Genomic DNA, 26,833 nt, shown 5'->3' with positions numbered 1-26,833 from the left:
TCGGTCCGGTCCGGTGTCCGGCCCGGCCCCGGTGCCCGAGTCCGGCCCGGTCCGGTGTCCGGCCCCGGTCCGGTGTCTCGGTCCGGTCCGGTGTCTCGGTCCGGCCCGGTGTCCGGCCCGGCCCGGTGTCCGAGTCCGGACCCGTGTCCGAGCCCGGACCCGGAGTCCGAGCCTCGACGCGGAGTCTGAGTCCCGACCCGGAGTCTGAGTCCGGCCCGGTGTCCGCCCCGGCCCCGGTGCCCGAGTCCGACCCCGGTCCGGTGTCTCGGTCCGGCCCGGTGTCCGCCCCGGCCCGGTGTCCGGCCCCGGCCCGGTCTTCGAGTCCGGTCCGGTGTCCGAGCCCGGCCCGGTGTCCGAGCCTCGACTCGGAGTCTGAGCCTCGACGCGGAGTCTGAGTCCCGGCCCGGTGTCCGAGTCCGGACCTGGAGCCCGAGTCCGGCCCGGACACCGGGTCCGAGCGGTGTCGCTAGGCGCGGTGCCGCTCGGGCTGCCGCTGGAGCCAGTGGTCGCCGGTCGTCCAGCCGAGGAACAGGCGGCCGGTGCCGTCGTCGGCGTGGCCGCCCTCGGTGACCTGGCGCAGTCCGGTCAGGGCCGGGGCGAGCCGGGCGCCGACGTGCCAGGGATGGCGGGCGGTCTCCTCGGACAGCCAGGCCAGGGTCTCGGCCCGTTCCCGCGCGGTGCACAGGGACAACTGGAAGACCATCTGCCGCCAGGCGTAGGCCGCGTCCTTGATCGTGGCCAGCGGGAACACCTGGCCGTGCATCTGCCCCGTCAGTCGGCACACGGCGACGAAACTGCGGCGGGCCAGGTCCGCCCAGCCCGGGGCCGGGGCGATCCCCACCCGGTGGACCAGGGTGGCCAGGTTGTACGTGGTGAGGATCTGCGCCTGCTCGATCACCGTGCCGTTGTCGGCCACCGACCAGCCGGAGGACCGGGACCGGCTCCCCGGCGAGAAGAGCGCCGCCCGCTCCCGGCACAGCGTCCCGAACCCCGGCGAGGTCCGCGGCCGGGCCGGGCGGATCAGGGCCTCGCCGGCCTCCGCGATCGCCAGGTTGCGGACGGCCGCGTAGTCGATCCGGTAGTAGCGCTCGTAGAGCGAACCGCCGCCGAGCAGCTCCGCCGCGACCCGTGCCGAGGCGAGGAACTTCGGGCTGAACGCGCCCGTGAAGATGTCGCAGGCCAGCTCCTCGACGAAGGGCGTGCCGAGGTCGGCCTGGCGGGCGAGCACGGACAGTTCCCGGACCAGCGGATTCGGCAGGATCGTCGCGGGGAACGCCTGCACGGCCAGTTCGCCCAGCCGTCGCAGCGCGACCGACGCCACCCGGTCGGCCCCGTCCTCGGTCTTCTGTCCGGCCATGGCCCGCACCCACGGCAGCTCCTCGATCCGCACCTGCTGCTGGAGGTTCAGCAGCAGCAGCGAGCGCCGGCCGGCGAACGCGCGGTGGTTCGCGACGGCCAGCGTGCGCAGGGCGCCCTCCGGGTAGGCCTGCGCGGCGGTGACGGCGACGAGCTGCGGGACGATCTCCGCGAGCACCTCCGCCGAGGGCACCAGACCGCGTTCCACCAGCGTCTCCAGGGAAGCGCTCAGCGCACCCTCGACGGGCCGGCGGACCGCGGCCGGGATGGCCGCGCCCACCGGCAGCCTGGTCCTCCGCGCCTCGGCCTCGGTCACCGGGACGAGCAGCGGCCCAGGGTCGGTCAGGCCCCCCGACTGATCCAGCCCGGCCAGCCGGCGCAGCACCAGCTGGGCCACTGCGTGGTGGGAGGGCAGCGCCGCCTGCGCGGCCTGCTCCCGGCGCAGCGCCTCGTGCGGCGCGGAGCCGGGCACTCCGCGTCGCCGCACCATCGAGGTGACGGCGTGCCGCAGCAGCCCGAGCCGGCGCGGACCCGGCCCCCGCCCGGTGACGGTCTCGGCCAGCACGTTCCGCAGGATCGCGAGGTTCTGCTTGCCGTCCAGGTGCTTGGTGCAGAGCGTGTGGCGGCGGGCCAGCTTGCGGTAGCGCCGGAGCAGATCGCCGCCGCGCACGTACCAGTCCGGGTGGGCGGCCCGCTCCGGGACCTGGACGACGCCCTCGTCGTCGGCGGTCTCCAGCCAGTGGGTGAGGAGTTCGTCGCCGAACGGCCGCCACACGGTCAGCGCCTCCCGCTGGGTCTCCACCGCCTTGCTGGGCCGGCGCCGCGCCAGGGTCTCCCTGGCGTCGGCGACGGTCCGCCGGTGCACGGCGTCGGCCCCGGGCATGGGCCGGCCGACCGGTCGCGGGGTGAACCGCAGCCGCCCGGCGAACGGGGCGAGTTCGGCGACGAGAGCGGCCGCCGCCTCGGTCCGTCCGGTGCGGACCAGCCAGGCCACGGTGAGCAGGGCGGCCTCCTCCGGCAGGGTCACCTCGTAACGCCCGCTGTCCAGGAGGTCGTAGAGCCGGCCGAGGCCGTCGGCGGAGAGCCAGTACATGAACAGCGCCTGCCGCTCGCACGGCACTTTGGCCGCGCGGGCCGCCTCCCTCTCGTACTCCGTGAGGGGCCCGGCGGCGGCGGCCTCACCGGTGGCGAAGCCGCCGCGCAGCACCTCGGGGGTCACCCAGGCGGGGAGTCCCGCGACGGGCGTGCGGGAGCCGATCGTGAGGACGCCTTCCGCCATGCCGGTGAGGACGGACCGCCAGGAGCGGCCCCGTTCGCCCGCGCGGCGGCGGGTGTCGGGGTCGGCATGGGTGAGCGCGGTCCTGAGCGCCCTGGCCAACTGCCCGGAGGCGTACGCCGGGTCGGCGTGTACGAGGTGCTGCTGGTCAGCGTCGCTGTTCATAAGCCGACGTGGCGGGTGCCGCCCCCGCTCCCTCCGGGTCTCAAGCCCGGCGCTCTGCTGTTGAGCTACACGTCGATGACACCGACGCTAAGGGGCGAACGGACGTACGGACAACCTGGTTTTCCCGGTCACCCGGTCACTCGGTCACCCGGTCACGCGGTCACCCGGTGATCCGGACACCCGCTCAGCGGACGCCTGCTCAGCGGACGCCCGCTCGGCGGACACCCGTGTCCGCCGCGTCATCCGACGCCCTGCGCCGGGACGTGCACCGTCTCCACCCGGCTCGCCACCAGCCGCTCGCGTTCCCGGCGGGCCGCCCGCTTGCGCAGCCGCAGGATCTGGCTGACGCCGACGGCCTGGAGGACGAACACCGAGGAGAAGGCGATCGTGTAGTCGTCGCCGGTCGCGTCCAGCAGCACGCCGACCGCGAACAGGGTCGTCATGGACGCCGTGAAACCACCCATGTTGGTGATACCGGAGGCGGTGCCCTGACGCTCGGGCGGGTTCGCGGGGCGGGCGAAGTCGAAGCCCAGCATCGAGGCGGGGCCGCAGGCGCCGAGGACCGTGCAGAGGACGACGAGGAGCCACGTCGGCGCGTGCTCGGCGGGGTAGCCGAGGGTCACCGCCCAGACCAGGGCGGTCGCGCCCACCGTGCCCAGTGCCAGCGGGAGCCGGGCGCCGTGGTGCCGGGCGACGATCTGGCCGTAGACCAGACCCACGGCCATGTTGGACAGGACGACCAGCGTGAGGAGTTCGCCCGCCGTCGCCCGGGACAGGCCCTGGGCCTGGACGAGGAACGGCAGGCCCCACAGCAGCAGGAACACCATCGCCGGGAACTGGGTCGTGAAGTGCACCCACAGGCCGAGCCGCGTCCCGGGCTCCCGCCAGGACGCGGCGATCTGCCGGCGGACGTACGCGGCGCCGTGGTGCGGGAAGGGCTCCGGCTCGTGGCCCTCGGGGTGGTCCTTCAGGAAGAGGACGAGCAGGACCAGCACGACCACGCCCGCGACGGCGCTGCCCGCGAAGGCCGCGGTCCAGCCGATCCCGTGCAGCAGCCGGGCCAGCAGCAGGGTGGAGACCAGGTTGCCCGCCATGCCGGCGAGACCGGCGAACTGGGCCACCAGGGGGCCGCGCCGGGCCGGGAACCAGCGGGTGCCGAGCCGCAGCACACTGATGAAGGTCATCGCGTCCCCGCAGCCGAGCAGCGCGCGCGAGGCGAGTGCCATGCCGTACGAGGGGGAGAAGGCGAAGCCGAGCTGGCCCGCGGTGAACAGCACGGTGCCGATCGTCAGCACCCGCTTGGTGCCGAGCCGGTCCACCAGCAGTCCGACGGGTATCTGCATGCCCGCGTAGACCAGGAGCTGGAGGATCGAGAAGGTCGACAGGGCCGAGGCGTTCACCTGGAAGCGGTCGGCCGCGTCGAGGCCGGCGACCCCCAGAGACGTACGGAAGATGACGGCGACGAAGTAGACCGAGACGCCGATCCCCCAGACGGCCATCGCGCGCCGTCCGCCGGGAGGATCACCCGGAAGGGTGGAGTGCGATCCACCGCGGTTGACGCTCACCGGACTTCGCCCCGGGCCAGGTGGGAGAACCACCCGATGTGCCGGTGGACGATGTCCACGGCTGCCTCGGCGTCACCCGCGCGCAGTGCCCGGAGGATCTCCTCGTGCTCCGTCAGCGTCTTCGCGACGCGGTCGGGGTGGGAGTGCAGGACGGCGACGCCCATCCGCAGCTGGCGGTCGCGCAGCTGGTCGTAAAGGCGGGAGAGGATCTCGTTGCCCCCGCTGCGGACGATCTCCGCGTGGAAGCAGCGGTCCGTGACCGCGGCCGCCGCGAGGTCGCCCGCCGCGGCCTGCGCCTTCTGCTGCGCGAGCAGTTCCTCCAGGCGCTCGAGGAGGCCGGGGGGCGCGGGGACCGCCTTGCGCGCCGCGTGCTCCTCGACCAGCAGCCGGGTCTCCACGACGTCCGCGATCTCCTGTGCGGAGACCGGCAGCACCAGGGCGCCCTTCTTCGGGTACAGCCTGATCAGGCCCTCGACCTCCAGGCGGAGGAGCGCCTCGCGCACAGGGGTCCGGGAGACCCCGACGGCTTCGGCCAGCTCGCCCTCGGTGAGGAGGGTGCCGCCCTCGTAACGGCGGTCCAGCACGCTCTGCTTGACGTGGGCGTAGACCCGGTCGGCGGCGGGCGGCTGCTTCAGGGAGAGGGACGGGGAGTCGGGGGCGGCGGCAGGACGGGGCGGAGCGGACGACTGCATGCCCACAGGATAGATACAACATGGGCGCAAGGGGTGGGGACGTCCAGCATCCGAAACCCGGTTCGCCCGCAGGGGTGTTCGCGCTCGGGGTAATGAGAAATTCGCCCCAGCGGGCGCACAACCTTCTGTGCTACTTACGTGTCACACACGTGCGGCCCCACCAACTTTCCCCACACCAACCCGGCCGCACTTCAGGGGCATTCAACATAATCGGGGTATTTCAGTTGATAACCGCCACCAAGGGCATCCGCGTTCGAGCCGCCGCCGTCGTCGCCACGGCCAGTGCAGTGCTCGCCGGAGGAGTCCTCACCGCGGCACCCGCGCAGGCCGTCACGGCACCCACCCTCACGGCCCAGGGCGCCTACCTGATGAACAGCGCGACGGGTAAGACGCTGTTCACCAAGGCCGCTGACACCCAGCGGCTCACCGCGTCCACCACGAAGGTCATGACCGCGAAGGTCGTGCTCTCCCAGCCGAACGTGAACCTGGACGCCAAGATCACCATCAAGCAGGCCGTCAGCGACTACATGGTCGCCGAGGGCTACCCGTCGACGGCCCGGCTGATCGTCGGCGACAAGGTCACGGTCCGCCAGCTGCTGTACGGGATGATGCTGCCGTCCGGCTGCGACGCGGCCATGGCCCTCGCCGACAAGTTCGGCACCGGCACCACGGTCGCCGCCCGGACCAAGAACTTCATCGGCAAGATGAACACCATGGCCCGGAGCCTGGGCATGACGCACACCAAGTTCGACTCGTTCGACGGCCTCAGCAACGGCGCCAACGCCTCGACGCCGCGCGACCTCACGCTGCTCGCCCGCAGCGTGATGAAGAACTCCGCGTTCAAGACCGTCGTGAAGGCCAAGTCCTACACGGCGAAGACCGTCACCAAGACCGGCGCCATCCGCACCATGGCGCCCTGGACCAACACCAACACGCTGCTCGGCTGGAACGGCACGCTCGGTGTGAAGACCGGTTCCGGCACCGAGGCCAAGTACTGCCTGATCTTCGCCGCCACGCTGGGCGGCAAGTCGGTCATGGGCACCGTGCTCACCGCTCCCGACGCGGCGAGCCGCACGGCCGACGTGAAGAAGCTGATCAACTACGGCTACGCCCGGATCAGCTGACACCCACCGGCACCGACGGAACGGGCCCGCCGTGATCCACACGGCGGGCCCGTCCGCCGTTCAGCCGAGCTCGTACTCGAACCACACCCGGTGCGTCCCGTCGGCCTCCACCGTCAGGCCGCCGCCGCCGGTGATCCCGGTCAGCGCGCCGGTGCCGCTGGACGGGACGACGGTGAAGAACTCGGCGCTGCGGTCACCGCCGGTGGTGGTCGCCGAGTGCACGAAGTTGAACGCGCCCTCCCGGCCGTGCAGGGCGCCCTCGAAGGACTCCATGGCCACATAGGTGCCGACCCCGGTGGCCTGGTCGTACGCGGCCGTGAACAGGGTCGCCGAACGCCCGGTGACCTCCCCCTCGTACCGCTTCTCCATGGTCGCGACGCCGACCGGGAGGGCGGTGGCCACCTCCGGCTCGGGCTTCAGCCCGGTCGGGGTGAACGCGTGCACACTGAAGGTTCCGCTGGCTCTCATACGCCGACCGTACCGAGCGCCACTGACAGCGCCCCTGACAGCGCCCCTGACAGCGGCGGGGAGGCGCTACCTCGTCACGGCGTCACCGAGTCACCGCGAAGTTCCGCAGGATCGCCTCCGTCAGCCGGGGCTCGCCCTCCGCCTTCACCCGGTCCGCGACCCCCTCCGCCGTCACCCTGCCGCAGGCCAGCCGGACGTACGTCTCCCAGTCGAGGGCGAAGGAGGCGGCGGGGCCCAGCGCCGGGGCGGTCTCCAGGGTGCCGCGGCCCTGGATGTCGACCCGGATCGTGCGCAGGAACTCGATCGGCCCGTGCACGTCGAAGACGACCGCCGAACTGCGCGGGGCGTCCGAGCGGTCGGCGACGACGGCCGGCAACGCGTCGAGCAGCACGTCCCGGGCGATGTGGGCGCCGGGCGAGTCCAGGTTGCCGGGGCGGCCGAGAGCGGTGCGCAGGTCCTGCTCGTGCACCCACACGTTGAACGCGTGGTTGCGCATGGACTCCTCCAGCGTCAGCTCCGCGCCGAGGGGGCCGCGCACGATCGTGCCCGGCTGACGCGACTCGCCGCGCAGCTGGCGGTTGCGCCGGATGATCATCAGCTCCAGCTCGGAGGTCATCTCGGGCGCGGTGTGGTGCCGGCGGACGTCGACCTGCATCTCCATGTACCGCTGGAGATCGGTGGTGACGTGGAAAAGGTCCCGGGGCAGTGAGTGGATCGGGCGGGGATCGCCGTACATCTCACTGTCCAGGCCGATCACGTGCGAGACGACATCGCGGACCGACCAGCCGGGGCACGGGGTCCGCCAGTTCCACTCGCCCTCGACGAGCGGCTGCACCAACTCGGATATCGCTTCGATGGAGTGGGTCCAGGCGTCGGCGTAGGGCTGGAGGGTGGGATGCAGACTCACGGAACGGGACCCCTCGGCGGTCGGTGCACGGGCAGATGGTGGCGGCGGGTGGCGGCGTTGCCAGCGGGAGGCGGAGACGGTCGGCGGCTGTCGGCGGGTGTCGTGAAACGCTAAGTTACGCTGCTGTGAGGCACCCCGGCAGTGCTTTCGTGTGACGATCGTAGGCCCGTGTGGACTACTCGAATGCCAGGACGGTGGTACTGTGCGCGCCTCTCTGATCCAGATCTCCGTAGACGAGGGCGAATCGGTCGAATCACGGCGGGCGCGGGTCGCCTCGCTCGTGCGGGAGCAGGCCGGCGCCGCTGACCTCGTGGTGCTGCCGGAGCTGTGGACGACCGGCGCCTTCGCCTACGAGGCGTTCGCCGAGGAGGCCGAGCCGCTGGAGGGGCCGACCCACGAGGCGATGGCCAAGGCGGCGAGCGACGCGGGCGTCTGGCTGCACGCGGGCTCGATCCCGGAGCGGGACCCCGACGGCCCCCTCTACAACACGTCCCTGGTCTTCTCGCCCTCCGGTGAGCGGGTGGCGGTCTACCGCAAGATCCACCGCTTCGGCTTCGACAAGGGCGAGGCCGTGCTGATGGGCGCGGGCCGGGAGCTGGTGACGGTCCGTCTGCCGGACACGACCGTCGGGCTGGCCACCTGCTACGACCTCCGCTTCCCCGAGCTCTTCCGCGGTCTCGTCGACGCCGGCGCCGAGACGCTCGTCCTTTCGGCGGGCTGGCCGGAGCGCCGCCGGGCGCACTGGACGCTGCTGGCCCAGGCGCGGGCGGTCGAGAACCAGGCGTTCGTGCTCGCGTGCGGAACGGCCGGGACCCACGCCGGAGTTCTCCAGGCGGGTCACTCGATCGTGGTGGATCCCTGGGGAGAGGTGCTCGGCGAGGCCGGTCCCGGCGAGGAGGTCCTCACCGTCGACCTCGACCCGGCGAAGGTCGCCGCGACCCGCGAACAGTTCCCGGCGCTGAAGGACCGGGTGCTCGGCCGCCGGTGAAGGGCGGTGTCCGGGACGCCCGCGTGATCCCGTCCGCTCGGCGCGCCGCCCGTCCGGTGGTCCGGACGGGCGACGTCGTCCTCGGCGCCGGTGCCCGCCCTCGGCTCAGCCGACGGGGCGGGGGCGGACCTTGTCCGGTTCGAAGTCGTACACCGTCCCGTTGATGCGCAGGCCGTCGACGGCACCGATCCACATGAAGTCGCGGCCCTTGCCCACGGCGGCGGTGTAGACGGTCGGCTCCGCACCGCCGTCGGAGAGGGCCGTCCTGAGCTGCTGGAAGGTGCAGGTCGTGGTCAGGTTGCACCCGGTCACGGTTCCGGCGTTGCCCGTGAGGAACCACTTGCCGGTCGTCGTGGCGTCCAGGTATGGGCTCCAGCTGTTGACCGTGGGGGAGGGGTCCGGGAGCCACACCATCGAGGAGTAGGTGGTGGCGGGGGCCGCGGTCAGGTTCGGATTGATCTCGAACGTGATGTTCGGCATGTTCCCGGGGCCGCCGTAGGTGATGTTCTCGCCGGTCTGGAAGACGTGGAAGCCGACATCGGTGATACCCAGGACCGGATCGCCGTAGAAGTCGACCTCGTTGCCGAAACTGGCCTTCTCGCTGGGCGGCGTGAGGCTGGTGGAGCGGTCGGCCACCTCGATCCCGAGGCTGCCCTGTCCGAAGGGCGGTCGCGCCGAGGGGCCGGTCACGCCGAACGAGCCGAACGGCCCCTTCCGCAGGGCGGCGACCGGGGAGCCGATGGTGTTGCGGGCGATGACACCCCAGTGGTCCTGGACCGGGGCGGTCCCGTAGGGGTCGGCGGACGCCGGTGCCGCCGGTGCCGGAGCGTCGGCGGACGCCGATGCCGGGGCGGCCGTCGCGGCGATCACGGTCAGTGCCGTGATCCCGAGCATCAGTCTTCGCCGGGTCCTGAGGCGAGCGTTCACGGGTACGTACTCCTGTCGCTGGTAGGACGAGGTGCGGAACCACTGCCGGGGCTGACCGCACTTCCTTGATCACGCACGGTAAGGGCACCGGGAGCTCGACCAGCCGCGACGCACCTGCGTCCGATCATCATTTGATCCTCACGGCGGAGGGTGGGGGCGGAGCCGCCTCGCTCCCCCTCAGTCCCCGTCCCGCTCCTTCTCCGCCAGGTGGATCACACACACCGTGACCGCGATCAGCAGCGCCGGGTCCGCGTCCTCCCGTACGACGTCCACGCCGTAGGTCTCCCGCACGTGCAGCCACCGCCGGGAGATGACGGCGAGCAGCTCACCGTCGTACTCGACCGCGAACTCCCGGTCGAGGATCTTCCCGCTGACGTCCAGCACGGTCCGCCCGTCGGCCAGCGACACCCGGTAGTGGTTGCGCAGCAGCGAGAGCCGTTTGCGCCGTACGGTGGCCAGCGGCTCGCCGTCCCGCTCGATCACCATCGTGTCGCGCAGGGCGAACATCTTCTGGCGGATGTCGATCAGGACCCGCCCCTGGGTGTCCTTCAGCTCGAAGGTGTCCCGCAGCCGCATGGCCTTGCCGTCGACGAGGTACACCCTCTCGCCCCGGTCGTCCTCGATCCAGTAGTCGTCACCGAGGGCCAGGAGCCGGTCGCGCACGAGGAATCTCATGCCGGTACTGCTTCCCGGCGCCGCTCGATCTCTCCCGGAGGGGGCGGGAAATGATCGGACGGACGAACCGGCCGAAGGCCGTGCGGGCGGCATGGACGAAAACAGGTGCGGGGTGGGGCTTCGGCGCCTCCCCCCGGCGCGGCTACGGCGCGGCTACGTCACCGTCGCCCCGCCCGCCGGGCCGAATCGCCGCCGGTACGCCGACGGACTGAGGCCGGTCTCCCGCCGTACGCGCGCGCGTAGGTTCGCGGCGGTCCCCAGCCCGCTCCTCGACGCGACCACGTCGAGCCGTTCCTCGCCGCGCTCGATGAGCCGGCAGGCGAGCGCCACCCGTTCGCCGGTCAGCCAGGCGAGGGGGGTGGTGCCGAGCTGGGCGCGGAAGCGGCGGTGCAGGGTGGCGGGGGAGACCGCGGCGCGGGCCGCGAGGCCGGCCACCGTCAGCGGCTCGGCCAGCCGCGCCCGGGCCCACTCCAGCAGCGGCGCCAGGGACTCGTCGGGCACGTCCGGCAGCGGGCGCTCCACGAACTGGCGCTGTCCGCCGTCCCGGTGCGCGGCGAACACGAGCCGTCGGGACACCGCATTGGCGACTTCGGCGCCGTGGTCGCGCCGGACGACGTACAGCCCGAGGTCGAGGGCGGCGGCGCTGCCCGCGGCGGTCAGGACGTCGCCCTCGTCGATGAAGAGGACGTCGGGCTCCAGCCGTACGCGCGGATGCAGCTCGCGGAAGGCCTCCGCCCACATCCAGTGCGTGGTCGCCCGGCGGCCGTCGAGCAGTCCGGCCTCGGCGAGCGCGAAGCTGCCGGTGCACAGGCTCAGGACACGCGCCCCGCGCGCGTGGGCGCGACGGACGGCGTCGAGGACGTCGTCCCCGCGCGGGACGACGTTGTCGGGCCGCCCCGGTACGACGAGGGTGTCCGCGCCGTCGACGGCCTCCAGGCCCGGCACCCCGGTCAGCCGGAAGAAGCCGTGGTTCATCCGCACCTCACCCGCGGGCGCGCACAACGTCACCTCGTACAGCGGCCCCGGCAGCCCCAGTTCGGGCCTCGGCAGCCCGAACAGCTCGGTGGCGACCCCGACTTCGAAGGGGTTGGTCCCCTCGTCGACGATCACCACGACCCGGTGCGGTCGGTGCGGTCGGTGTGATCGGTGCCGTGGGTGCGAGGAATGTTGCGGCATGTGCGATTCCTAGCACTCGTCCCCGCCCGGCACCAGGGACGACGATGACCGGCATGACCACCGAACCCGTCTCCCTGGCCACCGCCCTCGCGTCGTTCTCCGAGCGCTGGAGCCCCCGTATCGTCACCACCGTCAACGACTACGACATCCGCGTGGCCAAGGTCGAGGGCGAGCACCTCTGGCACGTCCACGACCACACCGACGAGTTCTTCCTGGTCCTGTCGGGCGAACTCCACATCGGTCTGCGCGAGCCGGCCGGCGAGCGGACGGTCGTCCTCCCGAAGGGGTCCGTCTTCACGGTCCCGCGCGGCATCGGGCACAAGCCGTACGCCCCCGTCCCCACCGAGATCCTCGTCCTCGAACCCACCGGCACCTCCAGCGTCGGCGACCGTCACGAGGAGATCCCGTCCCACGTGGACGCGACGACGGGCCACAGGCTCTCGTGAGCCGCCGCAACGCGCCGTCACTCACCGGAGCGTCGTGACGGACGGATCCGCCTCACGAGGGAGGCGGATCCGGGCTGGGCGGGCGGGGCTACATGCGGCGCGAGCGCGGGGCCAGCTTGAACAGGGCGACGCCCGCGGCGACCAGCGTGGTGGCGGCGACCACCAGCGCCATGCTGTTCATCCACAGACCGGTGGCGGCCAGGGTGGCGCCGCCGGCGCCCGTGGTTCCGGCGCCGATCACTCTTCCGTACATCGTGCTTCTCCTAGCGAGTGCCAAGGGGGAGGGGGGTGGGTTCGGTGAGGCCCACGGGGCCTATGTCGCCACCCACTTCTCCTCGCTGCGGCGCAACAGCCCCCACAGCGAGGTGAAGTAGACGGCGTGCTGGAAGAGGTCGTAGAGCATCTCCGGGACCATCAGCGCGGCGACCAGGACGGCCTTCGGGCCCGCGCGGCGGACGGAGACGGTCTTCTCGACCACGAAGATCAGGCCGATCGCCGTCCAGAACGGCGAGAGGCCGGGCCAGCCGTACAGCGTGGTGAAGGTGGCCATGTAGGTGAGGTAGACGAGGAAGGACAGCGCGCCGAAGCCCATCAGGAACTGCTGGAGGAAGTAGCGGGCGGTGACCTTGGTCCAGCCGTAGTCGCGCAGGTTCTCCAGGGCGCCGCGCTGCCAGCGCAGCCGCTGGTGCCAGAGCTTGCCGAGGGAGGGCATGACCTCGGTGACGACCGCGCAGCCGGCCGGGGACATGGCCCGGTAGCCGAGGGTCTTGACCGCCTTGGTCATCTCGTCGTCCTCGGTGAGCGAGGCGAGGCTGTAGTAGCCGGTGCCGCCCCCGATGACCCCGGCGCGGCGGGCGGCGCGCACCTCGCGCAGGACGCGGGCGCGGAACATGGTGCCGGTGCCGGTGAGGACCTGGGCCTTGCCGCCGGTGCGCTCCAGTTCCCAGGCGTAGCGGTGGAACTCCATGCGCTGGAGGAGCCCGAGGAAGCCGCCGCCCTCCTCGCCGTAGAAGACCCCGCCTACGGCGCCGACCTTGCGGTTGAAGGTGCCGAGGGCGGTCTCGGCGAACCAGGGGTCGAGGACGGTGTCGGCGTCCTGGACGAGGAGGAGGTCGCGGTCGTCGAGGTGCGGCAGCATCCAGGCGATGGCCTGGTTGAGGGCGCCGGCCTTCTTGTGGGTGTTGCCCTGGGTGTGGAAGACCTGGGCGCCGTGGGCGGCGGCGGTCCCGGCGGTGTCGTCGGTGCAGTTGTCGCAGACCACGACGACCAGGTCGGGCCGCCGGGTCTGGTCCCGCAGTCCGTCGATGGCGGCGCCGATGCGGTCCGCCTCGTTGTGCGCCGGGATCAGTACGGCGAGCCGGGGGCGTTCGGCCGGTTCCTCGGGGGCCGCGTGCGCACGACGTGCAGCATGACGGCGTGCCGCGTGGCGACGCGCGTCCTGCGCTCGCGGACCGCTCGGTGGCGCGAGGTCGAGCACGCCGGGACCCCCAGGTGTGACGGTGCGGGCCCCCCAGCCCCTCTTTTCCCGGAAATCTTCACGAAATTATGACAAGCCGACAAGTGTCCTGAGTAACGGACTGCTCACGGTTGTCTGAATTTTTCCTGTGCATCCCCTTCGTGACGAGCCGCCAGAAAGAGGTGAGCCGCCAGAAAGAGGTGAGCAGAAAGAGGCGGGCTGTCAGAAAGGAGGTTCCCTGCGGCGGTCGTCCTCGACAACGGTGGTGGGCGGCGGGACCACCACCCGCCGGCGCCGGGCGATGCTGCTGAACGTGGTCACGCCGATCAGCCCCACGATCATCAGGATGACGCCGACCAGGTCGAGGTTGACCCCTTGCATGTCCCAGTCGGTCGCGAAGGTCAGTATCGCTCCCACGGCGATGAGGATGATGCACCCGCCGAGACCCATGAGTGTCGCCTCCCTGCGCGCGGCCGGCCCTTCCGGCCACCGCCTGCGGGTACCCCCTCGTGGCTGAACTAGCCCTCCAGGAACGCCACCAGCGCGTTCGCCAGGAGGTACGGGTCGGCGTCGCCGCAGAGTTCGCGGGCGCTGTGCATGGACAGGATCGCCACACCGATGTCGACGGTCCGGATCCCGTGCCGGGCCGCGGTGATGGGGCCGATGGTCGTGCCGCAGGGCATGGAGTTGTTGGAGACGAACGACTGGAACGGCACGCCCGCCTTCTCGCAGGCGGCGGCGAACACGGCGCGGCCGGTGCCGTCGGTGGCGTAGCGGTTGTTGACGTTGACCTTGAGGAGGGGGCCGCCGTTGACGCGCGGGTGGTGCGTCGGGTCGTGCCGCTCCGCGTAGTTGGGGTGGACCGCGTGGCCCGTGTCGGAGGACAGGCACACCGTGCCCGCGAAGGCTCTCGCCCGGTCGTCGAACGATCCGCCGCGCGCCAGAACGGAACGTTCCAGCACGGTGCCGAGCAGCGGTCCGTCGGCGCCGGTGTCCGACTGCGAGCCGTTCTCCTCGTGGTCGAAGGCGGCGAGCACCGGGACGTACGGCAGACCGGCGCCGCTCGTCGCGACGGCCGCCAGGGCCGCCGTACCGGCGTGCACGGACAGCAGGTTGTCCATGCGTGGGCCGGCCACCAGCTCCTGGTCGCGGCCCAGGTAGGCGGGCGGCTCCACGGAGTGGGTCATCAGGTCCCAGCCGGTGACCTCGCCCGCGGGGATCCCGGCCTCCTCCTCCAGGAAGGCGATGAGGTCGCCGTCGCGGACCTCGTGCCCGAGGCCCCAGACCGGCTGGAGGTGGCGCTGCTTGTCGAGCTTGAGCCCGTCGCTGCCGATCGCGCGGTCGAGGTGGATGGCGAGCTGGGGGACGCGCAGCAGCGGGCGGCCCACGTTCACCAGGCGGGTCGAGCCGTCCCGCAGGGTGAGCCGGCCCGCGATGCCGAGGTCGCGGTCGAGCCAGGAGTTGAGCAGCGGCCCGCCGTAGATCTCCACGGCGACCTGCCGCCAGCCGTGCGCACCCGTGTCGGGCAGCGGCTTGACGCGCAGGTTCGGCGAGTCGGTGTGGGCGCCGACGATCCGGAACGGGGTGTGCGGCGCGGCGCCCTCGGGGACGTACCAGGCCACGATCGCGCCACCGCGCAGCACGTACTTGCCGCCGCTCGTCCCGTCCCAGGCGTCCGTCTCGACGACCTGCCGGAAGCCGGCCTTCTCCAGCCGCGCCGCCGCGTTCGCGACGGCGTGGTACGGCGACGGGCTCACCGTGAGGAAGGACATCAGGTCGTCGGTGTGGCCGCGGTCGAAGTGGGGGGGTTCGCTCATGGGGTTCACCTTAACGACGTACGAGGGCCCGTTCCCGGTCATGGGAACGGGCCCTCGTGAGGACGGTGTGGAGGGCGGCCCTGCCCGGCGGCTCCCGTGGGGGAGCCGGGCCGGGTGGGGGACCGGGGCCGCATTTCTAGCATGCCGCGCCGGTCCCCGGGCCGCGATGGTCCGGAACGTCAGAAAGCGGCCTCGTCCAGCTCCATCAGGTCCAGCTCGACGCCCTCGGCGATCTTGCGGGCCAGGGTGACGCCCGGCAGGACGTTGGCCGCGAAGAACTTCGCCGCGGCGATCTTGCCGGTGTAGAACGCCACGTCCTTGGCCGACACCGCCTTGGTGGAGGCCGTCTCCAGCTTCTCGGCGGCGACCGCGGCGCCCTTGAGCAGCAGGTAGCCGACGACCACGTCACCGGAGGCGAGCAGCAGACGGGTGGTGTTCAGGCCCACCTTGTAGATGTTCTTGACGTCCTGCTCGGTGGCCGCGAGGTCGGTCAGCATCAGACCGACGATGGCCTCCAGCTCGACGGCGGCCTTGGCGAGGTGCTCACGGGCGCCGGCCAGCTCCTCGCCGCCCGTGCCGAGCGCCAGGAACTTCTTGATGTCCTCGGCGAGCGAGTTCAGCGCGGCGCCCTGGTTGCGGACGATCTTCCGGAAGAAGTAGTCCTGGCCCTGGATCGCGGTGGTGCCCTCGTACAGGGTGTCGATCTTGGCGTCGCGGATGTACTGCTCGATCGGGTACTCCTGGAGGAACCCGGAGCCGCCGAACGTCTGGAGGGACTGGGCGAGCTGCTCGTAGCCCTTCTCGGAGCCGTAGCCCTTGACGATGGGCAGGAGCAGGTCGTTCAGCGCGTGCTCGGCCTTGGCGTCCTCGCCGGCGGCCTCCTTGACGGCGATCGCGTCCTGCACCGACGCCGTGTACAGCACGAGGGCGCGCATGCCCTCGGCGTACGCCTTCTGCGTGATCAGCGAGCGGCGCACGTCGGGGTGGTAGGTGATGGTGACCTTGGGCGCGCTCTTGTCCATGAAGTTCGCCAGGTCGGGACCCTGGACGCGCTCCTTGGCGTACTCCAGCGCGTTGAGGTAGCCGGTCGACAGGGTCGAGATGGCCTTCGTGCCGACCATCATCCGGGCGAACTCGATGATGCGGAACATCTGGCGGATGCCGTCGTGCTTGTCGCCGATCAGCCAGCCCTTGGCGGGGTGCCGGTCGCCGAAGGTCATCTCGCAGGTGTTGGAGGCCTTCAGGCCCATCTTGTGCTCGACGTTGGTGGCGTAGACGCCGTTGCGCTCGCCCAGCTCGCCGGTCTCGACGTCGAAGAGGTACTTCGGGACGAGGAAGAGGGAGAGTCCCTTGGTGCCCGCTCCGGCGCCCTCGGGGCGCGCCAGCACGTAGTGGAGGATGTTCTCCTCCATGTCGTGCTCACCGGAGGTGATGAACCGCTTCACGCCCTCGATGTGCCAGGAGCCGTCCTCCTGCTGCACGGCCTTGGTGCGCCCGGCGCCCACGTCCGACCCCGCGTCGGGCTCGGTGAGCACCATGGTGGAGCCCCAGGTCCGCTCCACGGCGATCCTGGCAATCTTCTTCTGCTCCTCGTTGCCCTCGTCGTAGAGGATGCCGGCGAACGCCGGGCCGGAGGAGTACATCCACACGGCCGGGTTCGAGCCGAGGATCAGCTCCGCGAACGACCAGATCAGCGACGGCGGGGCGGTGGTCCCGCCGATCGCCTCGGGCAGGCCCAGGCGCCAGTACTCCGACTCCATGAAGGCCTTGTACGACTTCTTGAAGGACGGCGTGACCGGCGCCGTGTTCGTCTCCGGGTCGAAGACCGGGGGGTTGCGGTCGGCGTCGGCGAAGGACTCGGCCAGCTCGTTCTCGGCGAGGCGGGTGAGCTCCTCGAGGATGCTCTTCGCGGTCTCGGTGTCCGTCTCCTCGAACGGGCCGGTGCCGTACAGCTTGTCGCGTCCCAGTACTTCGAAGAGGTTGAACTCGATGTCGCGGAGATTCGACTTGTAGTGCCCCATGGCGACGGCTCCGTAGAGAGATCGGCGAGGCACTTGATCCTCGCGCCAGTTCACTTACCAACTAGTAGCTCCGATGATGCTACCCGCCGGTAATAAGTCGCAACCCCGATCCGGCCATCTGTGACGGTTCACACCGACGTCCCACATCCCGCCGGCGACCGCCCCACCGGCCCGGCGGTCTCGGTACGCTTGCGCCCATGTACGGCTACGAGCAGAACATGGGCGCCCAGCAGCAGTACGCACCGCCGCAGCAGCCGATGGCCGGCGGCTACGGGCAGCAGCCGCCCCTGTACCCCGAGCCGTCCCCGCCCTCCCTCGCGGACGCCGTCCGCGCCTTCACCACGGGGCAGATGGCGGCGGAGGACTTCCAGCAGGTCTTCGCGACCTCCAAGGTCTACTGCCCGCGCGGCGACAACCCCGGCTTCCTCGCCCTGCACAACACCCAGCAGCCGGTGATCCCGATGTTCACCTCGCTGAAGGAGCTGCGCCGGTACGCGGGCAAGGAGTCCAAGTACTTCGTCATCACCGGCGCCGAGGTCATCGACCTCCTCCCCACCGGCTACGGCTTCGTCGTCGACATGGAGGGCGAGCACCGGATGGTGTTCGACGCGAAGGCGGTCGAGCAGATGGTGGAGTTCGCGATGCGCAGGATGTACGGCGGCTGAGCCGTCCCCGCCGTAGGGCCCGCGGTACGGCCCCGGAACCCCGGCCGACGTGGTCCGCCCACGTGGTCCGCGCGGGAAAACCCGCTCCTGTTTGTCACAGCCATGCCATAGCATGCCGTCAGGCAGCCGCGCCCCGCGCGTCACCGCTCTTCGGCGGTCGCGTCCGGGTGCCGCGCGGCGCTCTCGTCTACCCGGCCCACCCGGGTTTTCACTGGGGGTTCATCACTGTGCGCATGCGCAGCACTTCGGTCGCGACGGCACTCGCGGTCCTCTTCAGCTCGGCGGCGCTGAGCGTCGTGGCGGCGGGGACCGCCTCGGCCGCCACCACCACCGTCACCAGCGTCGGCGGTCTGGTCGTGGACGGCGCCCACCAGCGGGTGTTCGTCGGCGACGCGGCCGACGGCCGGATCCTCGCCTCCGACTACAACGGCACCCTCGTCGACCTGAACGTCGGCTTCGGCAGCGTCAGCGACCTGGCCCTCTCGGACGACGGCGGCACCCTGTACGCCGCCCTGCCCGAGACGCACCGCATCCTCGCGCTCGACCCGGCCACCCTGGAGGTCCGGACGACGTACCCGATCGCGACCGGCACCGGCCCGCGCCACCTGGCCTTCGCCGGCGGCAAGCTGTGGTTCTCGTACGGCGACCAGTGGGACGGCGACCTCGGTTCCGTCGACCCGGCGGTGGACCCGGCGAGCGGCGCCGACCCGGTGGCGCTGGCCCAGATCCCGACCGAGGGAACGGGCTCCGGGATGTGGGGGCAGGCGCTGCTGGACGCCGACCCGCTGCGGCCGGGCCTGCTGGCCGTCGGCGAGACCGGGGACTCCACGGGCACCGAGGCCGTCTTCGACGTGTCGAGCGGCACGGCCCGGGTGGTCGCCTGGCACGACACCTCGTACGAACTGAACGACGGCGTCCGGGACATCGACCTCGTCGCGGGCGCCGACCAGGTGCTCGTCAACGGCTCCGACCGGCACGCCTACGCGGACGGCACCCTCACCAAGGCCGGCGCCTACCCCGCCGCGTGGGGCGCCGACGTCGCGTCGAACGGGCTCGTCGCCCAGTTCACCCCCGGCAAGGTCGCGGTCTACCGGCCCGACGCCACCCAGCCGCTGCGCACCTACCCCGTCGGCTCGGCCGCCGACTACACCGCCGCCGCGGACGTGCGCTGGGCGCCGGACTTCTCGCGGGTCTTCGCGCTGGTCCCGGGCGGCGGCACCTACACGCTCAAGGCCCTCACCCAGCCGACGCTGAACGTGCCGACGCTCACGGTCGACGCCCCGAGCTCGGCGCCCCGCGCCAGGAAGCTCACCGTCACCGGCCGGATCTCGGCGACGGTCCCGCTGCCCGCGGGCGTCAAGCTCTCGGTGACCCGCACCGACCTCGACAGCCCGAGCGGCAAGGCGCTCGCCGCCGTCACGGTCGCGGCGGACGGCACGTACTCCTTCACGGACACCCCGCCGGCCGGCGGCACGGTCACCTACAAGGTCACCTACGCGGGCGACACCGAGCACGCCGCGGTCTCCGCCTCCGACAAGGTCGCGGTGTCCCGCGCCGGGACGAGCCTCGGCCTGAACAACAACGGCAAGCTGTACAACTACGGCGCCGACGTGAAGTTCACCGCGCACCTCGGCTCGACGTACAAGAACCGCACGGTCGAGATCTGGGCCGACCCCTTCGGCGGCGACAAGCCCAAGAAGCTGGTGAAGAAGGGGAAGGTCAACTCCAGCGGCGACCTCGCCGCCTGGGTGGACATGACCCGGGACACCACCGTCACCGCGGTCTTCGCCGGCGACGCCCGCTACCAGCCGAAGACGGTGAAGGTCACGGCCTACGCGCGGGTCAAGGTCTCCACCGCCGTCTCCAGGCACTACCGGACGGCGAGGATCGGCTCGACGTCGTACTACTGGTTCCACAAGAACACCGACCCGCTGCTCACCACGACGATGACCTACTACCCGGGCCGTCAGCAGCGCTTCGACCTCCAGGTCTACTACCAGGGTTCGTGGTACTCGGCGGACTCGGAGTGGTTCCCCGTCGGCTCGAACGGGAAGTCGGCCGTCAGCCTCGGGGCGCCCGGTGAGGCGGGCATCCGGGCCCGGATGCGCTCGGTGTACGTCAACGGCGCGTCCGGTGACGACGTGAACTCCACGACGTACGGCACCTGGAAGTACCTGTACTTCAGCAACTGATCCCTCGTCCGAGGGACGACACGGCCCGGAGGGAATGTCCTCCGGGCTTTCGTCGTTGGGGCTGGCAGAAAGTTCAATGCTCAACTAAACTGGGCCGCACATCGCCCAAGGAGGTAGGGACCATGCCTGCAGTGACCGTCGAGAACCCTCTGACGCTGCCGCGTGTCGCCGCGTCGGCCGAGGCCGTGGCGCGTCCCGTGCTGGGCGTCACCACCGCGCCGAGCGGCTTCGAGGGCGAGGGCTTCCCGGTGCGCCGGGCGTTCGCGGGGATCCACTACCGCCACCTCGACCCGTTCATCATGATGGACCAGATGGGCGAGGTGGAGTACGCGCCGGGCGAGCCGAAGGGCACCCCCTGGCACCCGCACCGCGGCTTCGAGACCGTCACCTACATCATCGACGGCATCTTCGACCACCAGGACAGCCAGGGCGGTGGCGGCACCATCACCAACGGCGACACCCAGTGGATGACGGCCGGCTCGGGCCTCCTTCACATCGAGGCGCCGCCGGAGCACCTCGTCATGTCCGGCGGTCTCTTCCACGGCCTCCAGCTGTGGGTGAACCTCCCGGCCAAGGACAAGATGATGGCCCCGCGCTACCAGGACATCCGCGGCGGCAACGTCCAGCTCCTGACCACCCCCGACGGCGGCGCGCTGCTGCGGGTCATCGCCGGTGAGCTGGACGGCCACGCGGGCCCCGGCATCACCCACACCCCCATCACCATGATCCACGCGACGCTCGCGCCCGGCGCGGAGCTGACCCTCCCCTGGCGGGAGGACTTCAACGGACTGGCCTACGTCCTGGCGGGCAAGGGCGCGGTCGGCGCCGAACGCCGCCCGATCCACTTCGGCCAGACCGCCGTCTTCGGCGCGGGCTCCTCGCTGACCGTCCGCGCGGACGAGAAGCAGGACTCCCACACCCCGGACATGGAGGTCGTCCTCCTCGGCGGACAGCCGATCCGTGAGCCGATGGCCCACTACGGTCCGTTCGTCATGAACACCAAGGCCGAGCTTCAGCAGGCGTTCGAGGACTTCCAGAAGGGGCGCCTGGGGACCATCCCCGCGGTGCACGGGATGACGCAGGCGGGGCCGGACGAGGCCTGAGCCAGGGTGCCACCGAGGCACCGAGGCACCGAGGCACCGAGGCACCGAGGCACCGAGGCACCGAGGCACCGAGGCACCAAGGCACGGAGGTACGGCGGAGCGGTCTCGCGTGAGCGGGGCCGCTCCGCCGTGTCCGGTCCCGCTCACGCCTTCCCGACGCCGGTGAGGAAGAAGTCCCGGACGTCCCCGGCGAGCAGGTCCGGCACCTCCATCGCGGCGAAGTGGCCGCCGCGCTCGAACTCCGACCAGTGCCGGATGTCGTACAGCCGCTCGGCCAGCGGCCGCACCGACCGGGTGATGTCGTGCGCGAACACCGCGACGCCGACCGGCACCGGGCAGGGCAGGACCTGGCGCGCCGTCTCGCGGTGCAGCCGCGCCGAGGAGGCGGCGGTGGCGGTCAGCCAGTACAGCGAGATGTCGGTGAGCATCCGCTCGTCGCCGATCGTCGAGTCCGGGTCGGTCCACTGCGCGAAGCGCTCGGCGATCCAGGCGAGCTGGCCGACGGGCGAGTCGGTGAGCGCGTAGCCGATCGTCTGCGGGGTGCTGGCCTGGAGCGCCTGGTACGGCGGACGCTGGGCCATCAGCCGCCGGACCTCGTCCAGCCGGGCCTCGTCCGACTCCGAGAGCGTGAGGCCGGCGTCCGGGTCGGGGCGGGTCGGCAGGTAGTTGACGTGTACGCCGACGACCTGCTCGGGTGCCAGCGCGCCGAGCGCCAGGGAGATGCCGGCGCCGAAGTCGCCGCCCTGGGCGCCGTAGCGTTCGTGGCCGAGGCGGCGCATCAGCTCGGCCCAGGCCCGCGCGGTGCGCACGACGTCCCAGCCGCGCTCGTGGGTCGGCCCCGAGAAGCCGTATCCCGGAATCGACGGGATCACCAGGTGGAAGTCGCGCGACAGCGGCTCGATCACGTCGAGGAACTCCAGGAACGACCCGGGCCAGCCGTGCGTGAGGATCAGCGCGAGCGCGTCCGGCTTCGGGGACCGGACGTGGACGAAGTGGATGTTCTGGCCGTCGATCTCGGTGGTGAAGTGCGGCAGCTCGTTGAGTTCGGCCTCGTGCGCCCGCCAGTCGTAGCGCGTACGCCAGTGCTCGGCCAGCTCCTTCAGGCGCGCGAGCGGGAAGCCGTAGTCCCACCCGGCGTCGGCGACCTCGTTGGGCCAACGGGTGCGGGCGAGGCGGTCGGTCAGGTCGTCGAGGTCGGCCTGGGGGATGTCGATGCGGAACGGCTCGATCATGGTCTTTCCTCTCGGAACGCTGTGTTGGGCACCAACGCTGCGATGGGCGCCTGAATGTTAGTGACATAAACGTTAGTGTCACTAGCGAAGGTAGACTGTTAGTGGCACTAACACAAGAGGCGGAGGATCCCGATGAGCCCGACCCCCGAACACACCCCGGCCCGGCTGCACGCCATCCCCAGCCGGCTGCTCGCCGGGGCCGCGGCCGTCGCCGACCGGCTCGTCGGGGAGCGGCTGGCCGCCGAGGGCGCCCACAAGTGGCACTTCGCCGTGCTGGTCGCGCTCGCCGAGGGCGGTGCGGCCAGCCAGGCGGACCTCAGCCGCCGCACCGGCATCTACCGCAGCGACATGGTCGCCGTGCTCAACGCGCTCGCCGACGCCGCGTGCGTGAGCCGTGAGCCCGACCCCGCCGACCGTCGCCGCAACGTCATCAGCCTCACCCCCGTCGGCCGCCGCCGCCTGGAGCGCCTCGACCGGCTCATCGCCGAGGCCCAGCGCGAACTCCTCGCCCCGCTCGCCCCGGCCGACCAGGACGAACTCGTCCGTCTGCTCACCCGCCTGACGGAAGGGCACCGGCCCCCGCACGACGCGCGATAGCCGTACCCGGCAGGTGAGGTGAGGGGGAAAGTCGGTGGCAGGCCGCCGCCCGAAGATGCTCCCCTCTACCTGGTGCGAAGCGAGGGGGACCGCCATGGACGACATGCGCGACATGCGTACGGACGTGATGACCAGGAGCCTGGAGGGGCTGGTCCTCGGGGACGCCTTCGGGGACGGCTGGTTCCTGCGGGCGGAGGAGGACGCGGAGGGGCTGTGGGCGGCGCGGGAGCCGCGCCCGGCGCCGTGGCCGTGGACGGACGACTCCGCGATGGCGCTGGTGCTCTGCGCGCACCTGGAGCAGCACGGGGAGGTCCTGGAGGACGACCTGGCCCGGGAGTTCGCCGCCGCGTACGCCCGCGACCCGGACCGCGGCTACGGCCCCTCCATGCACGGGGTGCTGCGCCGTATCGGGGAGGGCGAGCACTGGCGTGCGGTGACGACGGGCGCGTTCGGCGGGCTGGGCTCGCACGGGAACGGCGCGGCGATGCGGGTGGCTCCGCTGGGGGCGTATTTCCACGACCGGCCGGGGACGGCGGCGGCGCAGGCGTGGCTGTCGGCGCTGACGACGCACGCCCACCGGGAGGCGGTGGCCGGGGCGGTCGCGGTGGCCGTCGCGGCGTCACTGGCGGCGGGCGGCGCCGAGGAGGAGGCTCCGCCGAGGGGTGACTTCCTCCGGGAGGTGATCCGCTACGTCCCGCAGAGCGACGTGCGCTCGGGGTTGCGGGTGGCGGCGGCCTTCCCCGACCGCACGTCGGTGCGCCACGCGGCGTCGGTCCTCGGCGCGGGGACACAGCTGTCGGCCCAGGACACGGTCCCGTTCGCCCTGTGGTCGGCGGCCGGGCACCTGGACGACCTGACGGAGGCGCTGTGGCAGACGGTCGGCGGCTGGGGGGACCGGGACACGACCTGCGCGATAGCGGCAGGCGTGGTCGCGGCCCGCACCGGGACGGCGGGCGTGCCGGCGGCTTGGCGGCAGGCGTGCGAGGAGATTCCGCCGTGGGGCGCTGTCAGGGGCGGTCGGGACGGAGACGGGTGAGGAGGGCGGTGGCGGTGGCGGCGAGTTCGAGGCACTCGTTGCCACCAACACCGCCGGAGAACCGCGGCGCGAACGTTTCTTCGCTCCTCGAAAGAGTGAACGCACCGAATACGCCGGGCAATCGGCTCTTTGCTCGACCTAGGTTGCGCCCATGGTGACTTCCACGCACGAGGCGTCCCACCGGCTCTTTCAGGAGCACCCGGAGGCTCTCACGCATGTATTCGAGGCGCTGGGAATTCCGCCGCCGTCGAAGGCGGACTTCGGCACCCTCAGCCCGGACACCACGGAGATCCAGCCACTGGAACGCCGTGTCGACACGGTGCTCAAGTTCGAGCCGGAAATGGGGGAGAGTTTCCTGCTCGCCATCGAGGCGCAGACGAAGCCGCATCCCGAGAAGGGCAAGAGCTGGGCCTACTACGTGGCCCACTTGCGGGCGAAGTACGACATGCCGGTGCTGCTGGTGGCGGTCTGCAAGGACCGGCCCACCGCGAACTGGGCCGCCGGTCCCTTCGAGTGTGTGGTGGGCTCGTGGACGACGCAGATCACGCGCCCGTTCGTCCTGGGGCCGACCACCGTGCCGGAGATCACGGACGAGGCGACGGTCGCCCGGAACCCGGCGGTCGCGGCACTCGCGGCCATCGTTCATAGCGAGAACCGGCGTGCGCCCGCCATACTCGAAACGCTGGCCCGCGGCCTTCTGTCCCTCGACCCCCTCAGCACGGCCTACTGGACCGAACTCGTCGAAGTCGGCCTGGAGAACACTCCGATCAGGGAGAAATGGAAGACCATGATGGACACCCTCGTCACCCACTTCCCCGGCCACCGGACAATGTTCGAGGAGAAGTACCTCAAAGGAAAGGCCGAAGGCGCGGCCAAGGACCGGGCCTCGCTGATCCTCCGCGTCCTGGACAAGCACGGTATCGAGGTATCCGACAGCGTCCGCGAGCGCATCACCTCGTGCGCCGACCTCGACACCCTCACGGTCTGGTTCGACCGTGCGCTGTCGGCGGTCAGTGTGCAGGACCTGTTCGCCGACGAGTCGGACGGCCCTGCGACAGACGGGGTGTATCAGGAGGCCTTGGTCCGGGGGGAGGCCCGAGGAGCGGCCGCAGGGGTGCTGCGTGTGCTGGAGGTGCGGGGCCTCGTGATCTCCGAGCACGTCCGTGAGCGCATCACCACCTGCACCGACCTCGCCCGCGTCGACGACTGGCTCGAACGGGCCGGAACGGTGGAGAAGGCCGAAGAGCTGTTCGCCGAGGTGTGAGGCAGTCAGGGCACTACTTTCAGCGTGCCGTGGTCGCGAAGGCAGGGGCGGCGGACTCCGGGTCCAGGCTCGCTCGGGCCGTGCGGAGGTGGGTCAGGCCCTCGTTGGCCAGGCGCGTCACCTCCGCGTAGTCCGCCGGCGTATGCGCCTCCGACAGGCGGGAGCGGGCCTCGCGTTGGCATTCCGCCGCCCTCGTCAGCGCCTCGCCCGCCTCCTTCTTCGCCGTGGACCATGCCCGGGCGTTCGGAGGAACCAGGCCCCCGCTGAGGCGGACCAGGGCGTGGTTGGCCTCCGCCTCCGCGTCCAGGTCGGACGGGTGACGGTGGCGGTGGGAGCGGCGTCGGGCCAGGACTGCCGCCGTCGCGCCGGTGATCAGCAGTACCGAGAGCACTGTCGCGAAAACCATGGCCGTTCCTCCCCTGTCCGCCGATCCTTGCTCGGCTCCCTCCACCCCCATGAGAAGGCACCCGGCTGTGATCGTCCTCGGGGCTTCCTGTGCGACGGCGGTGAGGTTTCCGAGGGAGCGGGGATGTCCTCGTGGTCCTCCGTGACAGCAGCGGCCCCCTCGCGCATCCCGTGCGAAAGGGGGCCGGATGTCGGCGTGAGCCGTCGGGCGGGTCGGTCAGCTCGTGCCGTCGTTCGTCTCGTCCGGGGCGACACCCATCGTGAGGGACGCGGTCACGCCCTTGGCGATGTTGTTCTTGTTGTACTTCAGCTTGAGCAGGCCGCCCGTGGTGCCGCTCTGGTCGTAGATGGTGTCCTCGGTGAGCAGCGTGCGGGTCGTGGTGCTCGTCGCGTACGGGTCGACCTCCTCCGTGAGGAGCACGGCCTCCTCCTCGAAGAAGAACTGGCCGGTGTGGCAGGTGTGGCCGCCCTCGTAGCCGGCGTCGGTCCACTCGCCGTCCACGTGCACCTTGGTGTGGATGTGGACGCAGCGGCCCTGGTACCAGCCGGGGAAGATCGTCGTGAAGGTGACGCAGCCCTTCTTGTCCGTCTTCCAGGTGCCACGCAGATAGCGGGTGTCGCTGGTGGGCTCCTCGTGGCCGCCGCCGCCACCGCCGCCGGTCGGGGGCTCGCCGGTGGGCTGACCGGTCGGGGGCTCGCCGGTGGGCGCGTCCGTGGGGGCCGTACCGCCGCCCTGGGAGAGGGACTCGTAGCCCGAGTAGAGGCCGAGCGCGTCGCAGTGCCAGACGTCCACGGCCGCGCCCGCGACCGGCTTGCAGGTCTCGGAGTCGATCACCTTGAGCTTGAGGGTCAGCGGTATGCCCTCCTTGTCCTCGGTGATGTCCTGGCGGAGCTTGTCCGCGTCGATGTAGTAGGGCCCCTCGGTGGTCTCCGAGGTGAGCTGGTAACAGGCCTCCGTCGTGCTCGACGCGGACGCGGACGCGGTGTCCGCCGTGTCGGAGGCCTCGTCGGCGGAGGCGGTCATCGCGAGGGCCCCGGCCGCGCCGACGCCGATCACGGCCGCGCCGCCCCCGACGACGACCTTACGGCGCGTCATGTTCCGCTTGTGCGCGGGCCCTTCGAGCCGGTTCTCGTTCCGGGGCAGGTTGTCTTCGGTGTTTCCCGTCATGCCCCGGACGGTAGGTAAGAAGGCTGTAGCTCCCCTCGGCACCGACTGTGGGTTCCTGAGAAAGCTGAAGTCTTCGGCCACCGGCATGCGAAAGAGGCGGGAAACCGACCAT

25 protein-coding genes and 1 tRNA gene are annotated in these 26,833 nt (G+C 71.4%); 9 read left to right on the top strand and 17 right to left on the bottom strand.

Annotated elements, in window-relative coordinates:
• Window positions 1-466: 466 nt before the first annotated feature.
• The 4 genes from AQJ58_RS28365 to AQJ58_RS28350 form a co-directional block, all read right to left on the bottom strand.
• Window positions 467-2,797 (bottom strand): hypothetical protein, encoded by a 2,331-nt coding sequence (locus AQJ58_RS28365; protein WP_067255309.1) that lies wholly within the window; start codon window positions 2,795-2,797, stop codon window positions 467-469.
• 3 nt (window positions 2,798-2,800) lie between these two features.
• A tRNA-Ser gene (locus AQJ58_RS28360) sits at window positions 2,801-2,872 on the bottom strand.
• A gap of 164 nt (window positions 2,873-3,036) precedes the next feature.
• Entirely contained in the window at window positions 3,037-4,296 is a 1,260-nt protein-coding gene (locus tag AQJ58_RS28355; protein WP_067255308.1) for an MFS transporter, read from the bottom strand.
• A gap of 62 nt (window positions 4,297-4,358) precedes the next feature.
• Window positions 4,359-5,054 (bottom strand): GntR family transcriptional regulator, encoded by a 696-nt coding sequence (locus AQJ58_RS28350; protein WP_067255726.1) that lies wholly within the window; start codon window positions 5,052-5,054, stop codon window positions 4,359-4,361.
• Window positions 5,055-5,278: 224 nt separating this feature from the next.
• Between AQJ58_RS28350 and AQJ58_RS28345 the strand changes: the two genes are divergently transcribed.
• Window positions 5,279-6,178: a D-alanyl-D-alanine carboxypeptidase family protein gene (locus tag AQJ58_RS28345; protein ID WP_079079292.1), complete on the top strand. Its 900-nt coding sequence runs from the start codon at window positions 5,279-5,281 to the stop codon at window positions 6,176-6,178.
• Between the two features lie 60 nt (window positions 6,179-6,238).
• On the opposite strand, the gene AQJ58_RS28340 is transcribed toward AQJ58_RS28345, so the two are convergent.
• Together AQJ58_RS28340 and AQJ58_RS28335 are read right to left on the bottom strand one after the other, a co-directional pair.
• Window positions 6,239-6,646 carry a DUF3224 domain-containing protein gene (locus tag AQJ58_RS28340; RefSeq protein ID WP_067255306.1) on the bottom strand — a complete coding sequence of 136 codons (408 nt, stop codon included), beginning with the start codon at window positions 6,644-6,646 and terminating at the stop codon, window positions 6,239-6,241.
• Window positions 6,647-6,728: 82 nt separating this feature from the next.
• Window positions 6,729-7,553: a maleylpyruvate isomerase family mycothiol-dependent enzyme gene (locus AQJ58_RS28335; protein WP_067255304.1), complete on the bottom strand. Its 825-nt coding sequence runs from the start codon at window positions 7,551-7,553 to the stop codon at window positions 6,729-6,731.
• Between the two features lie 202 nt (window positions 7,554-7,755).
• On the opposite strand from AQJ58_RS28335, the gene AQJ58_RS28330 reads away from it, so the two are divergent.
• The gene (locus tag AQJ58_RS28330; RefSeq protein ID WP_067255302.1) at window positions 7,756-8,541 is read left to right on the top strand and encodes a carbon-nitrogen family hydrolase; all 786 of its coding nucleotides are present in this window, start codon (window positions 7,756-7,758) and stop codon (window positions 8,539-8,541) included.
• Between the two features lie 105 nt (window positions 8,542-8,646).
• On the opposite strand, the gene AQJ58_RS28325 is transcribed toward AQJ58_RS28330, so the two are convergent.
• The 3 genes from AQJ58_RS28325 to AQJ58_RS28315 form a co-directional block, all read right to left on the bottom strand.
• Window positions 8,647-9,468, bottom strand: coding sequence for a hypothetical protein (locus tag AQJ58_RS28325; RefSeq protein ID WP_234360324.1), 822 nt, complete (start codon window positions 9,466-9,468; stop codon window positions 8,647-8,649).
• Between the two features lie 177 nt (window positions 9,469-9,645).
• Window positions 9,646-10,143 (bottom strand): LURP-one-related/scramblase family protein, encoded by a 498-nt coding sequence (locus tag AQJ58_RS28320; RefSeq protein ID WP_067255298.1) that lies wholly within the window; start codon window positions 10,141-10,143, stop codon window positions 9,646-9,648.
• Window positions 10,144-10,296: 153 nt separating this feature from the next.
• A complete protein-coding gene (locus tag AQJ58_RS28315) occupies window positions 10,297-11,319 on the bottom strand; it encodes a helix-turn-helix domain-containing protein (RefSeq protein ID WP_067255296.1) in 1,023 nt (340 codons plus the stop codon).
• Between the two features lie 53 nt (window positions 11,320-11,372).
• On the opposite strand from AQJ58_RS28315, the gene AQJ58_RS28310 reads away from it, so the two are divergent.
• A complete protein-coding gene (locus AQJ58_RS28310; RefSeq protein WP_067255722.1) occupies window positions 11,373-11,765 on the top strand; it encodes a cupin domain-containing protein in 393 nt (130 codons plus the stop codon).
• Between the two features lie 88 nt (window positions 11,766-11,853).
• Here AQJ58_RS28310 and AQJ58_RS43985 read toward each other — a convergent pair whose 3' ends face one another.
• From AQJ58_RS43985 to AQJ58_RS28290, 5 genes are all read right to left on the bottom strand, one after another.
• Window positions 11,854-12,018, bottom strand: a complete 165-nt coding sequence (locus AQJ58_RS43985; protein WP_199844705.1) for a hypothetical protein — start codon at window positions 12,016-12,018, stop codon at window positions 11,854-11,856.
• 60 nt (window positions 12,019-12,078) lie between these two features.
• Window positions 12,079-13,242 carry a glycosyltransferase family 2 protein gene (locus AQJ58_RS28305; protein WP_267892107.1) on the bottom strand — a complete coding sequence of 388 codons (1,164 nt, stop codon included), beginning with the start codon at window positions 13,240-13,242 and terminating at the stop codon, window positions 12,079-12,081.
• A gap of 201 nt (window positions 13,243-13,443) precedes the next feature.
• Window positions 13,444-13,671, bottom strand: a complete 228-nt coding sequence (locus tag AQJ58_RS28300; protein WP_067255294.1) for a DUF6458 family protein — start codon at window positions 13,669-13,671, stop codon at window positions 13,444-13,446.
• A 68-nt stretch (window positions 13,672-13,739) separates the two neighbouring features.
• Window positions 13,740-15,038, bottom strand: coding sequence for a M18 family aminopeptidase (locus AQJ58_RS28295; protein WP_067255293.1), 1,299 nt, complete (start codon window positions 15,036-15,038; stop codon window positions 13,740-13,742).
• A 179-nt stretch (window positions 15,039-15,217) separates the two neighbouring features.
• Entirely contained in the window at window positions 15,218-17,059 is a 1,842-nt protein-coding gene (locus tag AQJ58_RS28290) for an acyl-CoA dehydrogenase (RefSeq protein ID WP_067255291.1), read from the bottom strand.
• Between the two features lie 197 nt (window positions 17,060-17,256).
• Between AQJ58_RS28290 and AQJ58_RS28285 the strand changes: the two genes are divergently transcribed.
• From AQJ58_RS28285 to AQJ58_RS28275, 3 genes are all read left to right on the top strand, one after another.
• Entirely contained in the window at window positions 17,257-17,724 is a 468-nt protein-coding gene (locus AQJ58_RS28285) for an SseB family protein (RefSeq protein ID WP_067255289.1), read from the top strand.
• A 233-nt stretch (window positions 17,725-17,957) separates the two neighbouring features.
• Window positions 17,958-19,916 (top strand): NHL repeat-containing protein, encoded by a 1,959-nt coding sequence (locus tag AQJ58_RS28280; RefSeq protein ID WP_079079291.1) that lies wholly within the window; start codon window positions 17,958-17,960, stop codon window positions 19,914-19,916.
• Window positions 19,917-20,038: 122 nt separating this feature from the next.
• Window positions 20,039-21,019 carry a pirin family protein gene (locus AQJ58_RS28275; RefSeq protein WP_067255285.1) on the top strand — a complete coding sequence of 327 codons (981 nt, stop codon included), beginning with the start codon at window positions 20,039-20,041 and terminating at the stop codon, window positions 21,017-21,019.
• 143 nt (window positions 21,020-21,162) lie between these two features.
• On the opposite strand, the gene AQJ58_RS28270 is transcribed toward AQJ58_RS28275, so the two are convergent.
• A complete protein-coding gene (locus AQJ58_RS28270) occupies window positions 21,163-22,251 on the bottom strand; it encodes an epoxide hydrolase family protein (RefSeq protein ID WP_067255283.1) in 1,089 nt (362 codons plus the stop codon).
• A 132-nt stretch (window positions 22,252-22,383) separates the two neighbouring features.
• Between AQJ58_RS28270 and AQJ58_RS28265 the strand changes: the two genes are divergently transcribed.
• The 3 genes from AQJ58_RS28265 to AQJ58_RS28255 all read left to right on the top strand — a co-directional run bounded on the left by AQJ58_RS28265 (window position 22,384) and on the right by AQJ58_RS28255 (window position 25,148).
• Window positions 22,384-22,848: a MarR family winged helix-turn-helix transcriptional regulator gene (locus AQJ58_RS28265; protein ID WP_067255281.1), complete on the top strand. Its 465-nt coding sequence runs from the start codon at window positions 22,384-22,386 to the stop codon at window positions 22,846-22,848.
• A 94-nt stretch (window positions 22,849-22,942) separates the two neighbouring features.
• Complete coding sequence (locus tag AQJ58_RS28260) at window positions 22,943-23,884, top strand: ADP-ribosylglycohydrolase family protein (protein ID WP_234360323.1); 942 nt, start codon at window positions 22,943-22,945, stop codon at window positions 23,882-23,884.
• A 151-nt stretch (window positions 23,885-24,035) separates the two neighbouring features.
• A complete protein-coding gene (locus AQJ58_RS28255) occupies window positions 24,036-25,148 on the top strand; it encodes a hypothetical protein (protein WP_067255279.1) in 1,113 nt (370 codons plus the stop codon).
• Between the two features lie 19 nt (window positions 25,149-25,167).
• On the opposite strand, the gene AQJ58_RS28250 is transcribed toward AQJ58_RS28255, so the two are convergent.
• Together AQJ58_RS28250 and AQJ58_RS28245 are read right to left on the bottom strand one after the other, a co-directional pair.
• Entirely contained in the window at window positions 25,168-25,554 is a 387-nt protein-coding gene (locus tag AQJ58_RS28250; protein WP_067255277.1) for a hypothetical protein, read from the bottom strand.
• A gap of 216 nt (window positions 25,555-25,770) precedes the next feature.
• A complete protein-coding gene (locus AQJ58_RS28245; protein ID WP_067255276.1) occupies window positions 25,771-26,721 on the bottom strand; it encodes an intradiol ring-cleavage dioxygenase in 951 nt (316 codons plus the stop codon).
• Between the last annotated feature and the right edge of the window lie 112 nt (window positions 26,722-26,833).

Origin of the sequence: Streptomyces sp. DSM 15324 (assembly GCF_001514285.1) — a bacterium.
In the GTDB taxonomy this organism is placed as follows: Bacteria; Actinomycetota; Actinomycetes; order Streptomycetales; family Streptomycetaceae; genus Streptomyces.
Note: the sequence above shows the minus strand (reverse complement) of the source record. Positions and strands in the feature narration are given on the sequence as shown.

Excerpts from the sequence above, each read along its gene's own strand:
- AQJ58_RS28365 (WP_067255309.1), bottom strand. The coding sequence starts at position 2,797 with ATGAACAGCGACGCTGACCAGCAGCACCTCGTACACGCCGACCCGGCG.
- AQJ58_RS28355 (WP_067255308.1), bottom strand. The coding sequence starts at position 4,296 with ATGGCCGTCTGGGGGATCGGCGTCTCGGTCTACTTCGTCGCCGTCATC.
- AQJ58_RS28350 (WP_067255726.1), bottom strand. The coding sequence starts at position 5,054 with ATGCAGTCGTCCGCTCCGCCCCGTCCTGCCGCCGCCCCCGACTCCCCG.
- AQJ58_RS28340 (WP_067255306.1), bottom strand. The coding sequence starts at position 6,646 with ATGAGAGCCAGCGGAACCTTCAGTGTGCACGCGTTCACCCCGACCGGG.
- AQJ58_RS28320 (WP_067255298.1), bottom strand. The coding sequence starts at position 10,143 with ATGAGATTCCTCGTGCGCGACCGGCTCCTGGCCCTCGGTGACGACTAC.
- AQJ58_RS28315 (WP_067255296.1), bottom strand. The coding sequence starts at position 11,319 with ATGCCGCAACATTCCTCGCACCCACGGCACCGATCACACCGACCGCAC.
- AQJ58_RS28310 (WP_067255722.1), top strand. The coding sequence starts at position 11,373 with ATGACCACCGAACCCGTCTCCCTGGCCACCGCCCTCGCGTCGTTCTCC.
- AQJ58_RS43985 (WP_199844705.1), bottom strand. The coding sequence starts at position 12,018 with ATGTACGGAAGAGTGATCGGCGCCGGAACCACGGGCGCCGGCGGCGCC.
- AQJ58_RS28300 (WP_067255294.1), bottom strand. The coding sequence starts at position 13,671 with ATGGGTCTCGGCGGGTGCATCATCCTCATCGCCGTGGGAGCGATACTG.
- AQJ58_RS28295 (WP_067255293.1), bottom strand. The coding sequence starts at position 15,038 with ATGAGCGAACCCCCCCACTTCGACCGCGGCCACACCGACGACCTGATG.
- AQJ58_RS28290 (WP_067255291.1), bottom strand. The coding sequence starts at position 17,059 with ATGGGGCACTACAAGTCGAATCTCCGCGACATCGAGTTCAACCTCTTC.
- AQJ58_RS28285 (WP_067255289.1), top strand. The coding sequence starts at position 17,257 with ATGTACGGCTACGAGCAGAACATGGGCGCCCAGCAGCAGTACGCACCG.
- AQJ58_RS28280 (WP_079079291.1), top strand. The coding sequence starts at position 17,958 with ATGCGCAGCACTTCGGTCGCGACGGCACTCGCGGTCCTCTTCAGCTCG.
- AQJ58_RS28275 (WP_067255285.1), top strand. The coding sequence starts at position 20,039 with ATGCCTGCAGTGACCGTCGAGAACCCTCTGACGCTGCCGCGTGTCGCC.
- AQJ58_RS28270 (WP_067255283.1), bottom strand. The coding sequence starts at position 22,251 with ATGATCGAGCCGTTCCGCATCGACATCCCCCAGGCCGACCTCGACGAC.
- AQJ58_RS28265 (WP_067255281.1), top strand. The coding sequence starts at position 22,384 with ATGAGCCCGACCCCCGAACACACCCCGGCCCGGCTGCACGCCATCCCC.
- AQJ58_RS28260 (WP_234360323.1), top strand. The coding sequence starts at position 22,943 with ATGGACGACATGCGCGACATGCGTACGGACGTGATGACCAGGAGCCTG.
- AQJ58_RS28255 (WP_067255279.1), top strand. The coding sequence starts at position 24,036 with ATGGTGACTTCCACGCACGAGGCGTCCCACCGGCTCTTTCAGGAGCAC.
- AQJ58_RS28250 (WP_067255277.1), bottom strand. The coding sequence starts at position 25,554 with ATGGTTTTCGCGACAGTGCTCTCGGTACTGCTGATCACCGGCGCGACG.
- AQJ58_RS28245 (WP_067255276.1), bottom strand. The coding sequence starts at position 26,721 with ATGACGGGAAACACCGAAGACAACCTGCCCCGGAACGAGAACCGGCTC.